Genomic DNA, 12986 nt, shown 5'->3' with positions numbered 1-12986 from the left:
TTACCCAATCACAATTGCTAAATTTGTTCTGATTTCTGTATATTCTTTTGTATATTGAACTCTCAGGTGGGGTGCGTTTTCTAACAGCTTGATATACGCAATCTCCGCTTCCGGCCAACGCTTAGCCTGATACAGGACAATAAATTTCGATTCGAGGGTTTGTGTATCAAATGGTTCTAGAGACAACAGCTCATCCATATCGATCAGAGCGTCATTCCAGTTTTCTAGTTGTATATTTGAATTTCCACGGATATAACGTAAGTCAATGGCTTTCGGGTAAGCCGTCAGATAACGAGTAACCAGATCAACCGCTCTCTGATACTGTTTACGCTCATAACAGATCACGCACTCAAGTTCGTCCAACTCAAGAATGTTGTCACCACATAACTTACGTGCTTTTTCAATATAGCTAGCGCTGTCGACAAAGCGCTTAGTTGCATTAAGACAGGCACACATCGTGAGATAACCACCGGGGTTATTTTTATCCGTTTCGATAACTTGCCTAGCGTATTCAATGGCAGGTTCAAACTGTTCAAGCTGGTAATAGAGATAGGCAAGGTTCATTAAACTGCCTATATGTTTCGGGTCTTTATCTAGGCTTTCCTTGTAAAAACCAACCGCGCTTTTTGTATCTCCGCTGACACTTGAGCAGAACGCTAAGTGAAAAAATGGTTCGGGTGAATCTGGGTTCTTTTCGCAGGCATTCATAAAGCATTGCTTAGCCTGATCAAGAATACCGATCTGCATCAGAGCACGGCCAAAGTTGATCAGATATTCGCTGCTTCCGTCCATTTCTATCGGCTGCAATACAGTGAGTGCAAGTTCTGGTTGTTGGTTACGAAGGAGAATTTCACTGGCTATCACCCTTATATCCATCGTCAGATTGGTTCTTGACCCATTGATATAAAAACCGGTTACGCGCTTCTGCGCCTCTTGAATAAGCTGATTTTCATTATTATTTAATGTCGACACCATAAACTGCACTTCATTTTTCAATGAGTGCAAGGTCTCTTCAACCTTACGCTGCCACTCTTGTTTAGTGGCATCGATATCTAGAATGAGAAACAATTCTTCTACCCAACTCGCCTTAATGTGGTCCATTAATTTTCTATCCCATATAACCTTATTATGAGTAGGGTATAGAATTAGGCTAAGGGCTAAAGGTAGAAATAGTAAGGTGGGGGATACAAATCAGCCGTTAGGGCTAACATTGATAAATATCAATTTATCTCGACGAGCATATCAATAATAACAGGCGATCCATTGTCCTCAATACCACGACCGCCATGCCATGAGGGGATCCCTTCTACAATATTAATAAAAGCTCGTATCCACTCGCCATGAGAGACGATGACAACATCTGAGTGAGAAGGATGCTTATCTAACTCTGACAGAAAGGAGCAAATACGCTGTTCAAATTCGGCTTCAGATTCAAAATCGAACGCATTGCCTACCTTTTTTGTATAGCGTTGGTGATAGGCCTGCCACTGTTCGCGTAGTTGGTGTTCCTGGTTGATTACTTTGCCTTCAAGCACACCAAATTTACGCTCGCGCAAGCGAAAATCCTGTGTGAAGTCAACACCAATAAGGCTCGCAATAATCCGTGCTGACTCACAAGCCCTACCTAAGTCACTTGTATACATAACAGGGTAACGGAGCGTAGGGAGTTCTATTTGTTTAAGCTTACTTATTGCGTCCTTTGTGAGATCGCTGTTGAGGCAACCTTGAATTCTTCTTTCCAAATTCCATTCTGTTTGCCCATGGCGAATCAATACAAACCTCAACATCCATCTCCAAGCAACTCGCCTTTAAACATTTTGGCCACCAACGGAAGGTTATAAGGAAAGTACCAGTGGATATAGGATGCGATAACCTTTTTATGTCTCCAAACAGGGTCAAGCTTGCGACCACGCTGTGAAACGGGCATACATAACTGCGGTTCCTTCGATTCCGTTTTAGAATAATGGAATGTATGGCCTCGCAACACCTGCTTTTTTGCTAGCTCGCCTTCAACCAAACCGAGGGCAGCCAATGACGATTGCATCTGCGAATCAGCATCTAACACACCACACATTGATGCTGATTGTCCATCAATACCCGCCAACGTTTGGTTTAGATAGAGCATTCCACCACACTCTGCGACAACCGGTTTATCCGCCTCCACGTGGGCTCTAATCTGAGATTTCAGTTCGAGGTTTGATGATAATTCGTCAAGATATAACTCAGGATAACCTCCTGGCAGATAAAGCGAATCACACACGGGAAGAGACTCACCATTGATTGGAGAAAAGAACGTAAGCGCAGCTCCAGATTCCTCTAATAGATCGAGGTTCGCCTGATAGAGGAAGCTAAACGCCGTATCATTCGCAATGGCAATGGTCGTGCCTTTTAGATACGGTTTCACTCGAATTTGGGCTGTTGATGTAAATTCTACGGCTGGTGGTAATGGTATTTCTCCAGTTTGAGCAATCAATTCAGCTGCAAGGTCTAATCGCTCATCAAGGTCTTCTAATTCCTGTGCCTGAACCAAACCCAAATGCCGTTCTGGTAACGTAAGTCCGCTATTCTTGGGCAAATAACCACAAAATTCTAACGAATCCGGCAGCGATTCTTTGAGCATTTCAGCATGGCCAGCAGAGCCGACTCGATTTGCAAAAACACCGAACATCTGAATATCGTCACGAAAATTCGCTAAACCGTAGGCAACGGCACCAAATGTCTGAGCCATTGCACCTGCATCAATAACCGCCATCACTGGAATACCAAGTGTCGCGGCAATATCTGCGCTAGAACACTGTCCGTCAAACATCCCCATAACGCCTTCTATCAGAATTAAATCGGCATCTTTAGCGGCTTCCGTCACCATTTGTTTGCAGTGCTCCTCTCCACACATCCAAAAATCCAACTGATACACCGGTTGACGAGAGGCAAACGAAAGAAAGTTAGGATCAATAAAATCAGGCCCGGTTTTAAATACCCTAACCTTCTTTCCTTGATTGGTGAAATGACGGGCAATGGCAGCGACCACCGTGGTTTTACCACTACCAGAGCTCGGTGCGGCGACAACTAATGCAGGGCAGCTTTCTTTAATGACATTCATGATACTTACTCCTACAAGTCCAGATCCGGCCAAAGTTTTTTCAGGTCAAGATGTTGCTCTATCGCATCAGCAACACGGTTGATCCCGTCTTCTCTCATCTGAGCAAAATCACACCCCTTAGCCTCTTCTAATCCAGCCCATCGAAGAATAGCGCCACAGGCATCAGGTGACTCAAAGATGCCATGTAGATAACTGCCAAACACTTGGTCTTCGAACCCCATCGCGCCATCTTTACCATCCTCGAGTGTTAGCGGTGCATCTTCGGTCACGCCCTTGGTTTCACCCGCGTGTATTTCGTAACCAAACACATCAACGGTCTCTTGCCCCGGGAGAGTCAAACTTCCTTTGGTCCGCTTGAGTTGCTTGGTTTTTTTAAGCTCTGTTTCCAATGGCAGAAAACCTAAGCCTTTGCTGTCTCCGCATTCACCCTCAATCCCTAACGGATCCGATATTTTTTCGCCTAGCATTTGGTATCCACCACAAACACCCATCACTTTCCCACCGAAGCGAAGGTGACGTTCAATCTGTTTGTCCCAACCTTGATCCCGTAAATAGGCTAAATCACTGCGGACACTTTTTGAGCCCGGAATAATAATCAGGTCGGCCGCAGGCAGAGGTTGATGTTTACCAACAAAGACAAGATCGACATTAGGGTGCATTCGCAATGGATCAAAATCGGTATGGTTACTGATACGTCGCAGTACAGGCACAACCACTTTCAATTGCGTTTCATCATTGTTTAACTGGCTGACATCAATCGCGTCTTCAGCCTCCAACATCAACCCATGAAGATAAGGCAATACCCCAATAACCGGTTTCCCTGTCTTTTCTTCCAGCCATTCCAAACCATTCACCAGAAGCGCAATATCCCCTCTAAAACGATTAATAACAAAACCAACCACTCGATTTTGCTCTGACTCACTTAGCAATGCCAACGTGCCATAAAGGTGTGCAAAGACACCACCACGGTCGATATCTGCAACAATAATTACAGGAATATCGGCCTCTTCAGCAAACCCCATATTGGCAATATCATGATCGCGTAGGTTGATTTCAGCAGGGCTACCTGCCCCTTCAATAACGACGGTTTGGAACGTGCTTTGCAATCGGTCAAACGACTGCATAACATACGGCATCATCTTAGGCTTATAGTTATGATAGCCCTTTGCATCCATATCCGTTAATACCTTGCCATGCACAATAATTTGCGCACCGGTATCGGAATTAGGCTTCAACAATACAGGATTCATATCGGTGGTGGGTTCTACGCGACACGCATAAGCCTGAACGGCTTGAGCACGCCCTATCTCACCGCCGTCTGCGGTAACCGCACTGTTCAATGCCATATTTTGAGGTTTAAATGGAGCCACATTGACCCCTTTTCTGGCTAACACTCGACAAAGTCCAGCAACCAGAACGCTTTTACCCGCGTCAGAGGTGGTTCCCTGAACCATTAATGCTTTAGAGCAAGACTGCATTTTTCTATCTCCTAGGGCCATACTTTTTCCAGTAGGCTTATCTAAACCTCAGTAAACCAATGTGCAACCGCATTATCCATACTTTCTATTATTTCAATGTGTGATAGACCGTGTTGTTCTGCAAAGACCAGACACGCTCCTAGACCACAACCTTCAACGACATACCCTCTTTCGTACATCCGAATAGCGTCAAATTTTGACTGAAGAAAATCCACTTTTGGGGTGGTTAAACTGCACTCATCCGGTAGCGCATTGGCGGCTGTTTTCGAGTCGTGAGAATCAAGCATCCAACGGGTCGTCGCAACAGAAACATTCTTTGATTTAGTCTTACCATTCATGGCAATAACAGGGGCAAAGACCATTGTCCCCCCTGCAAAGTTAAGGGCGTTCAGGTCGGCATTAAGCAAAGCACAACACGCTCGCTGAGTTGGGTCTGAACATTCCATATTATTAACATAGTCACTCACATCGCGGTCCAATAGCGCAGATTTCTTCCATAAATCATCGACAGCTTGAGATTTTTTAATTAACTTTTCTGGGTCTTTAGTACTCCCCGAAAACCAGAGCGATTCGTCGAGTAAGCGTCGTAACCAAAGTGTCGCGAATGTCGTACCACCTATTCCAGATTCCGCAATCAGATGTTCTTCTTTCTCTAGATTTTGTCGACGGAGTTCCGGCACAAGAACCTGTTGAATTAGGGCGGACTCATCACCTGTTTTGCATGAGTGAATGACCACGTCGTCCATGTTGCTATCACTAAAATCTGGCACATTGTCCAAACCAAGTTGATAACAATGAAGACGAATTTTGAACCCTTTCTTTTGCAAAGCACTAAAAAGCCCATGAACCAATATCGCTGGAGTAACCGAACCATTACCCAACAGAGGCGAAGGCAAATATTCTCCATTTAAAAAGGTGTTGGCTTTACCACAGGCAATGAGCTCGGTGTCTCTGGTTGGATGAAGCTGCATTAATCCTTCACCCGCACCAGCATCACTGATTAAATGCAGGTTAGGAACGGGCGCAACAGAATTCAAGGTAATGTAATTCAACCACGTCATCGTTAATTTCCTTTCAGCGTTAATGGTAATCCGGCGGTCACAAGGGTAACTTTTGGGATCTGCGCAGCAATGGCTTGATGAAGCCAACCCGCCTCATCAACAAATCGGCGATTCATCTCACCCATCGGAATAATACCGCAGCCAACCTCGTTACTGACCAGAATGACTTGTCCGGGTAGTGCCTTTAGCGTATCAATGAACTCTTCTTTGATCTCTGCCCACTCTCTTGGCTGCTCACCAAATAGGCAATTACTCAACCAAAGTGTCAGGCAATCGACCAGTATACAGTTGCTCTCATCGCTGCACTTCATTAGGGTCTTAGACAAGTTAAACGGCTCTTCAACAACCAACCATTCGGACGGTCGTTGATTTTTGTGTCTTTCTACCCGTTTCGCCATCTCTTGATCTCTGACTTCAGATGTCGCGATATAAATGACTCTTTTTCCACAGGCTTTAGCCCTGTTTTCTGCATAACTACTTTTACCAGACCGTGCGCCGCCAAGTACCAGTTCAACATCGGCGGTTTCGTCAGCATCTATAGCGTTTATGCTGGTTTCTAACTCACTCATAGATAGGATCCTTGTTGCGTGTAGCGACTCTATTCCTTGCCAAAAAATATAACGCTGATTCCAGTTTTTTCCACTGGGTTTCATCTGCGGGCAGACCGAAGCGAAGCGCATTTTTCTCATCACAAAGGCGTGTTAACACGTGTTGTTGGCAGAGAAAATCATGACATATAGCCGCTTCATCTAGGTAAACAGTGATGAAGAGATCCGTAACCGATGTTCTATCGTCGAGATATTCCCCCAAAAGACCACTCAATCGAATAGATGCTGACTTGATACGATGTGCGACCTCTTTTTGCCATTGGTGATCGGATAATGCCTTTTTCATCACCCAGCGAGCGGGACCTGTAACCGTCCACGGACCAAGCAATGCTTCTAGTGACCCTTTAATGTTTTCCGACGCAAAAACAAAACCCACTCTGGCCCCCGCTAGCCCAAAAAACTTACCTACCGATCGAAGAATAATCAAGCTACTCTGTTGCTCGTCAGTACTCAGCATCGATATCTCTGGTGTGCAGTCAGCGAAAGCCTCATCGACGATAAGGTAACCCTTTTTCTCTTGCATTTTTTGGCTGATTATTGCGAGTGCGTTCTTAGAACTAAACTTACCTGTCGGGTTATTGGGGTTGATAATCAACACCACGTCACTTTCTGCAACCTGTTGTTCCGACGGAAAATCATCATAAAACAGTACATTCCAGCCACATGAATCTTGTTCAAATCGTGTCCATGCATGTTGGTGTTCTTTGTAACCAACCCTTGGTAACGATATTGTGCCACAACGACCCATTTCTTTAGTAAGAACCGCGGGTAGAGAGACAATGGCGGCCTGAGACCCTGCGACAATAACCGGGTCAGAAAATCCGCCATAATAACGCCTAGCCGCCACTTCCAAACCATCATTATTTTGAGGGAGTTGGTTCCAAACAGAAAGAGGGATGTCGCCTATTGGATAGGTAAAAGGGCTCACACCTGTTGAAAGGTCAATCCAACATTCTGGGTCTGTACCATATTCAGCGGCTATCTTATTCAGATTGCCACCATGTTTAATCGCCATCAACTTACTCCTACGATGACACAAATTAACCAGAGATAACCGAGAGCAAAACTCCCACGAGAGACCAATCGATTGGCCTCGGGGATAGATTGCCATTGCGCAGGTTTACCTATGCCCATCGGTTTTTTGTCGTGCAGTACGCCATGGTAATAGGTGGGTCCGCCAATCATCACTTGCAACGCACCAGCACCAGCGGTCATCACGACGCCACCATTTGGGCTGCTGCACTGTTTTGCCTGTTCCCGCCAACACTGCATTGCACTACCGAAGTTACCTTGAAACGCGTAAATCACCGCGGTAAGACGAGCCGGAATCCAACCGAGAAGATCATCACTTTTTGCGCTAAAAAAACCAAAACTCAAATACTGTTTATTCTTGTAGCCCCACATGGCGTCCAGCGTATTAGCAAGACGAAATAACACTGCACCCGGTGCGCCAAAGATCAAAAACCAAAACATAGGAGCAAAAACGGCATCATTTCCATTCTCTAAAACAGATTCAATCGTTGAAGAGGTGATCTCTTTTTCAATCATTTTGTCGGTATTCCGGCTGACAATCATCGACACATGATAACGTGCCTGATCTATATCACCCGCTTTTAGTGGTCGATAGATATTCTGCGCATGTTCGATAAGACTTGTCCCACCGATGGTCAGGTAGACCACTATCGCATTCAGCCCGAACCATAATGGCAAAGATATCTGCGCGACCCATGCCAAAAAAATATACGTCGTGGCCACAACGGGAATAACCGCCATTATCCACGCAAGTACACCCTGCTGTTTCTCACTAATGAACGAACACGCCCGGCACATCTTTTCAAGGCTATTTACCATACGCCCAAAACCGATCAATGGGTGGAACCGTTTTGGTTCTCCAAACCATCGATCCAACCACAAGGCAACCACAAGGATAACCGCACTAACTAACATGCTCTCCCCTATGGTCAACTCAACATTAGTGAGCAGAAAGTCAGGCAACATCAGCGCGTTCTCGCGAGCTCAATACGTCTGACATATCAACGAATTCAGGGTAGTCGATATTATCTAAAAGATACCCGTGCTGGATTGCCCACTGGCGAACTTCTTCGTTTAATGGAACCAATTGAGCGCTCTCCAATGCAATAGAATGGTGTGAAATGATGGATTTAAGTACCGCAATATCTTCTACTAATAACCAATCGACCATTGGAATCGTATAGCTAAGTGGCTCACTATTAACTCGTCCAACAAGATAGTATCGGTTTTTTTCACCAAACGCTTTCTCTTCATTTACGGTCAATGTTAGTGCATTGTCAGATACTTTTTCTGCTTGAATACCAATATTTTTCAACGCCATTCTAACAAAGCGGTTGTTACTACCTAATGGCATCGCGAATTTTCTGATGTCCCAATGATGTTCTTGTACTGCATTCCACCAAAGGTTAAACGAGGGCAAGTCGCCGAAAGCGAGTTCTGGCGCCGTCGCTAGATAGTCGAGGTCTTCCTGATCGATCAACGAACTGACTCTGGTATTTTCGATCGCGATAACCTCAGCGCCCTTGTCACGTAAATAGGCCGTTTCTTCATACTGACCACAAACAAGCATCCTAACGCCAGTTAATGGCAGGGTATTTCTCCAGTTAAGTTCCTCAGCTTGGGCGACAACCTCACCAACAATCACTAGAGCCGGTCCCTTAAGTGTGGAATGATCGACTTTTTCAGCGATAGTACCCAGTGTTCCCGTAATACATTGATGATCAGCACTTGTCGCCGAACATATTAACGCGATGGGGGTATGCGAACTTCTGCCATTTTCGATAAGGTTTTGGGTATGCTGTGCCAGTTTTTTGGCTCCCATATAAAGCACTAATGTACCACCCGCTTGACCAAGTCTACTCCATGACGCAAGCGTCTCGGTATTTTTATGTCCGCTGACAAAGGTGACACTAGAAGCGATACCACCGCTTGTCAAAGGAAAACCGGAGTAAGAAGCCGCACCTAATGCCGCGGTAATACCCGGTATTATTTCATATGGAATGTCGTGTTGTTTTAGATCGCGACACTCTTCAGTTGTGCGACCAAAGATACACGGGTCACCCGCTTTAAGCCGAGCGACGCGTTTACCCGCTAACGCAAATTCCGTTACATCTGGGTGCATACCGTATTCAATATGGATGCCTTGATAACCACGATAACCGACCTGATGCAACTGAACATGTTCTGGAATAATGGAAAGGATTGCGGCGCTCACAAGCTTGTCATAACAAACCACATCACAGGTACTCAGCAACTGTTTTGCTCGACAGGTAAGCAGGCCGGGATCGCCGGGACCCGCACCAATCAAATAGACTTTACCTTTCGTCATGTGACTCTCCCTTTACTGAGGTCTCTACTTCTAAAGCGCGACGAGAAGAAGGCTCAACCACTTTCGCTTTACGGCATGCGTGTGAAAAGGTGGGATCGTACAGCTTAGAATCAACAAAATCGTCTATAGCAAATACTTTGCTGACAATGATCATGGCCGTTGACCGGATATTAGCGTCATGCATCTTGTCGGCGATGTCCGCTAAGGTGCCACGAATAATGCGTTCCTCTGGGTGCGAGGCTTTTTCCACCACACAAACTGGCCAGTTTTGTGGATAAACATCGCTAAGTTCACGCACAACTTTTCTTATCAAGGTTGCGCTTAAAAATAAGCATAGCGTCGCTTCATGTCGAGCTAAAGACTTGAGATTCTCTTTATCTGGTACCGGAGTACGACCAGAGGCACGCGAAAGGATAATCGTTTGGCACTCTTCTGGAAGCGTCAACTCCTGCCCCAAAGCGGCCGCAGATGCTTGAAATGAAGACACACCAGGAATGACTTTCCAGTCGATACCCAGCACCTTAAGCCGGCGTGTTTGCTCAGCAAGGGAAGAATAGATAGATAAATCCCCCGTCTGTACTCTTGCAACATCTTGTCCTTGCTCATGGGCGTCGGTATACACTTTGGTGATTTCATCCAGGTCCATACTGGCAGAGTTGTACACTTTCGCCTCTGGATGAGCGCGTTCAATAACCGCTTTAGGAACCAAGCTTCCGGCATAAAGAATAACCGGACAGGTCTCTACTAACTTTGCACCTTTTACTGTGATCAAATCTGGGTCACCCGGCCCGGCACCAATAAAATAAACGGTCATACGACTTCCTTACTGTTTTGTACCATGTCTTTATCAAGAGATTGTTGCGGCTCAATAGAAGATAACTCCTTTGAAGCGTATTCAAGAGAACGCCCTGGAGTTTGACCTTCACGTGTCTCGCCATCTTCTAAAATGTATTTGTTCTTATAACCACGAGGGGTCACTATCCAGTCCTTGAAACGATAACTGCTTTCGTTCCCCACAATAACCGCTGCATTCATTCCAAACTCAAGATCGGTAAAACTATCCAGTGTCGAAAGCTGCACACTCTGTTCATCTCGATAGGCCGCATTGACAACGGCGACAGGCGTGGTCGCTGGTCTGTGTTTAAGAATGATTCGTTGCGCTTCTACAATATGATTTTGACGTTTTCTCGACCTCGGATTATAAAAGGTAATCGCGAAATCAGCCATTGCCGCCGCTTCTATGCGACGAGTAATGACCTCCCACGGGGTCAAGAGATCGGACAGCGAAATCGTGCAACTGTCATGCCCTAACGGTGCGCCAACTAACGACGCGCAAGCATTGGCCGCGGTAATGCCGGGAATAGTTTCCACCTCAATATGAATCTGATGCGAAGAGAGCAGTTCAAACACGAGAGGTGCCATCGCGTACATGCCAGCATCCCCAGAGCAGACCAACGCCACATTCCTACCTTCTTGAACCAGTTTAATGGCGGCATCGGCACGCTGCCACTCTTTGGTCATTCCTGTTCTTACCAGTGCTTGTTCGTTAATAAGCGAGGCGATAAGTTTCACATAGAGACCGTAACCCACTATCACGTCGGCTTGTTTAATCACTTCTTGAGCGCGGATCGACATCAAATCAACGCTTCCTGGTCCTAATCCCACCAAAGATAATCTAGCCACAGTTTGCCTCCTCGGCAGGTGTTATATTTTTCATAATTGGTTCGTCTCGTCCGCGCCTTCTATCTGCGCGAAATATTTATTGTCTATCGCTTGGGAAAGCGGCCTATTATTCGCCAACGCGTTAAACAACGCTCTCCATTCTTGTTCGGAAAACGCTTCAATACCTCGCAGCCAAAGTGCATTATTTTCAGAAGGTTCTTGGTTTTCAGAAGAAGGCGATTTGTCACTTCGCTGGTAGATCACCATTGTCGAACGATTGCGACAAGCACCGGCACACATAGTTCTGCTTATTTTTATTCGCTGCTCTCCTGTCGACAACCCCATCGCTTTCAATATTGATCGCAAATCATGGGCAAGATTTTTGCTTCCTGCCTTCGCGCAACGTTTACCTTCACAGATTAAAATATGGTGTTTATAGAACAGCATTGGCCGATCCAAATCCACATGCTTTGGCTTGCATTGATAGCCTTCTACCACTTCATTACCGTAGGCATTTACTTTGATTTCATTGGTTTTTGACTCGCTATCGCCATGCCGAACTTCGCTGCCATGTTTTTTCTCACCAAACCAGTTCTTACGCTTATGCCTGACCAAAGATTCAGTAAATTCGCGGCGACAACACGCTATCGTCATGTTGAAACCGTCTTGCTTGAATACCCATTTTGGTACGACAAGCTGTTTAGTCCCGCTCAGCTTTAATGCGGCTGCTTCTGCCACAGAATTGCTGCCGGTCACCTTCTTGACGTAATCTGACGGGCTTTCTATGCCTTCAAATCCATCCAGTTGTTGCGGTGTATAGGTGCTAAATAACCACTGATTCTGCGCAGACAGTTGTTGCAGTCCAACTTCGTCCGCCTTGAGGTCGATACTCGCGAAGGCCTCAACAGAGTCTAAACAGAGATTAAATTGTTCGCTGAAGGCTTCTAACCCCGCTTTCAACACTGACAAAGGTGTATTTCGGTCGCAACCTAAACCAAAAATTAAAGATTTTGGTCTCCAAAGTACGACCTTATTTTCCCAGCCGGATAGGTCAACTTGGTTTTCATCACTGATGAGGATTGCACCTCGATAATGGGCACTTTCGACACCATCAAGGCTGGTATGGCTAATGAGGTTAGCGGGCATGCGCTTGTCGTACTTCCACCAGTTTTTATTGCCCGTTTGTTGCGCGATAATCACTGGTTCTTCATTGACGATAGCGGCAGAAACCTTTGTAATTGATGGTTCTGAAATGGGGTCAAGAACCCAACCAAAAGGGGACCCAATCATGTCCGCTGACACCGTCTCAGATACATCGGATGCCGTTGTTATAACGGGTGTCGCCTTTACGACATGGGCGACTCGTTCGGTTAATTGATTTGCGCCACCGCGATGACCTGAAAGCATGGAAATAGCAAACGTCGCTTGCTCATCCAGACAGACCACCGCTGGATCGTTTATCTTGTCTTTCAGCAATGGCCCGATGATTCGACTGACAATACCGCTAGCACAGATAAAGATATGGCCATCATACTGATTAAACCTATCCGCAACAAAGCTCGATAACGGCAGCGTCAATAGTGTTGCGTCTGGTGATACATCTATCGCAACTGGAGACACAAAGAGATCGGCAAAAGGGAGCGCCCTTTTCAGCTTAGCCCCTTGTTTTTCGCCCGCTACGGTGATGGCGTAAATCGCAAGTTTCATCTTCTCACC

At 45.8% G+C, this 12986-nt stretch carries 12 protein-coding genes; all 12 read right to left on the bottom strand.

The features are described 5' to 3' along the window. The 12 genes from AACW90_RS16835 to AACW90_RS16780 all read right to left on the bottom strand — a co-directional run bounded on the left by AACW90_RS16835 (position 1) and on the right by AACW90_RS16780 (position 12977). The gene (locus AACW90_RS16835) at positions 1-1101 is read right to left on the bottom strand and encodes a tetratricopeptide repeat protein (protein WP_390236764.1); all 1101 of its coding nucleotides are present in this window, start codon (positions 1099-1101) and stop codon (positions 1-3) included. A 119-nt stretch (positions 1102-1220) separates the two neighbouring features. Next, on the bottom strand, positions 1221-1787 hold the full coding sequence (locus AACW90_RS16830; protein ID WP_390236762.1) for a histidine phosphatase family protein: 567 nt from the start codon (positions 1785-1787) through the stop codon (positions 1221-1223). Beyond that, positions 1781-3100, bottom strand: a complete 1320-nt coding sequence (locus AACW90_RS16825; protein WP_390236760.1) for a cobyrinic acid a,c-diamide synthase CobB — start codon at positions 3098-3100, stop codon at positions 1781-1783. The genes AACW90_RS16830 and AACW90_RS16825 overlap by 7 nt, the downstream gene beginning before the upstream one ends. A gap of 11 nt (positions 3101-3111) precedes the next feature. Continuing rightward, complete coding sequence (locus AACW90_RS16820) at positions 3112-4578, bottom strand: cobyric acid synthase (RefSeq protein ID WP_390236758.1); 1467 nt, start codon at positions 4576-4578, stop codon at positions 3112-3114. Between the two features lie 41 nt (positions 4579-4619). Continuing rightward, positions 4620-5639: a nicotinate-nucleotide--dimethylbenzimidazole phosphoribosyltransferase family protein gene (locus AACW90_RS16815; RefSeq protein WP_390236756.1), complete on the bottom strand. Its 1020-nt coding sequence runs from the start codon at positions 5637-5639 to the stop codon at positions 4620-4622. 2 nt (positions 5640-5641) lie between these two features. After that, positions 5642-6208: a bifunctional adenosylcobinamide kinase/adenosylcobinamide-phosphate guanylyltransferase gene (gene cobU, locus AACW90_RS16810; RefSeq protein WP_390236754.1), complete on the bottom strand. Its 567-nt coding sequence runs from the start codon at positions 6206-6208 to the stop codon at positions 5642-5644. Continuing rightward, positions 6201-7262: a threonine-phosphate decarboxylase CobD gene (cobD, locus tag AACW90_RS16805; RefSeq protein ID WP_390236752.1), complete on the bottom strand. Its 1062-nt coding sequence runs from the start codon at positions 7260-7262 to the stop codon at positions 6201-6203. The genes cobU and cobD overlap by 8 nt, the downstream gene beginning before the upstream one ends. Then, the gene (gene cbiB / locus AACW90_RS16800) at positions 7262-8194 is read right to left on the bottom strand and encodes an adenosylcobinamide-phosphate synthase CbiB (RefSeq protein ID WP_390236750.1); all 933 of its coding nucleotides are present in this window, start codon (positions 8192-8194) and stop codon (positions 7262-7264) included. Before cbiB ends, cobD begins: the two co-directional genes overlap by 1 nt. A 40-nt stretch (positions 8195-8234) precedes the next feature. Beyond that, complete coding sequence (gene cobA, locus AACW90_RS16795) at positions 8235-9608, bottom strand: uroporphyrinogen-III C-methyltransferase (RefSeq protein WP_390236748.1); 1374 nt, start codon at positions 9606-9608, stop codon at positions 8235-8237. Continuing rightward, positions 9595-10422 carry a precorrin-4 C(11)-methyltransferase gene (cobM, locus tag AACW90_RS16790; RefSeq protein ID WP_195705408.1) on the bottom strand — a complete coding sequence of 276 codons (828 nt, stop codon included), beginning with the start codon at positions 10420-10422 and terminating at the stop codon, positions 9595-9597. The genes cobA and cobM overlap by 14 nt, the downstream gene beginning before the upstream one ends. Further along, positions 10419-11291, bottom strand: a complete 873-nt coding sequence (gene cobJ / locus AACW90_RS16785; RefSeq protein ID WP_390236745.1) for a precorrin-3B C(17)-methyltransferase — start codon at positions 11289-11291, stop codon at positions 10419-10421. Before cobJ ends, cobM begins: the two co-directional genes overlap by 4 nt. 30 nt (positions 11292-11321) lie before the next feature. After that, positions 11322-12977, bottom strand: a complete 1656-nt coding sequence (locus AACW90_RS16780; protein WP_390236743.1) for a cobalamin biosynthesis protein — start codon at positions 12975-12977, stop codon at positions 11322-11324. Positions 12978-12986 lie beyond the last annotated feature (9 nt).

Source organism: Vibrio frigidus (assembly GCF_042465995.1).
Taxonomy (GTDB): domain Bacteria; phylum Pseudomonadota; class Gammaproteobacteria; order Enterobacterales; family Vibrionaceae; genus Vibrio.
The sequence above is the reverse complement of the archived record's forward strand: the minus strand, read 5'-3'. Positions and strand labels throughout refer to the sequence as shown.

Coding starts and splice junctions, on each gene's coding strand:
- AACW90_RS16835 (WP_390236764.1), bottom strand. CDS start 1,101: ATGGACCACATTAAGGCGAGTTGGGTAGAAGAATTGTTTCTCATTCTA.
- AACW90_RS16830 (WP_390236762.1), bottom strand. CDS start 1,787: ATGTTGAGGTTTGTATTGATTCGCCATGGGCAAACAGAATGGAATTTG.
- AACW90_RS16825 (WP_390236760.1), bottom strand. CDS start 3,100: ATGAATGTCATTAAAGAAAGCTGCCCTGCATTAGTTGTCGCCGCACCG.
- AACW90_RS16820 (WP_390236758.1), bottom strand. CDS start 4,578: ATGCAGTCTTGCTCTAAAGCATTAATGGTTCAGGGAACCACCTCTGAC.
- AACW90_RS16815 (WP_390236756.1), bottom strand. CDS start 5,639: ATGACGTGGTTGAATTACATTACCTTGAATTCTGTTGCGCCCGTTCCT.
- cobU (WP_390236754.1), bottom strand. CDS start 6,208: ATGAGTGAGTTAGAAACCAGCATAAACGCTATAGATGCTGACGAAACC.
- cobD (WP_390236752.1), bottom strand. CDS start 7,262: ATGGCGATTAAACATGGTGGCAATCTGAATAAGATAGCCGCTGAATAT.
- cbiB (WP_390236750.1), bottom strand. CDS start 8,194: ATGTTAGTTAGTGCGGTTATCCTTGTGGTTGCCTTGTGGTTGGATCGA.
- cobA (WP_390236748.1), bottom strand. CDS start 9,608: ATGACGAAAGGTAAAGTCTATTTGATTGGTGCGGGTCCCGGCGATCCC.
- cobM (WP_195705408.1), bottom strand. CDS start 10,422: ATGACCGTTTATTTTATTGGTGCCGGGCCGGGTGACCCAGATTTGATC.
- AACW90_RS16780 (WP_390236743.1), bottom strand. CDS start 12,977: ATGAAACTTGCGATTTACGCCATCACCGTAGCGGGCGAAAAACAAGGG.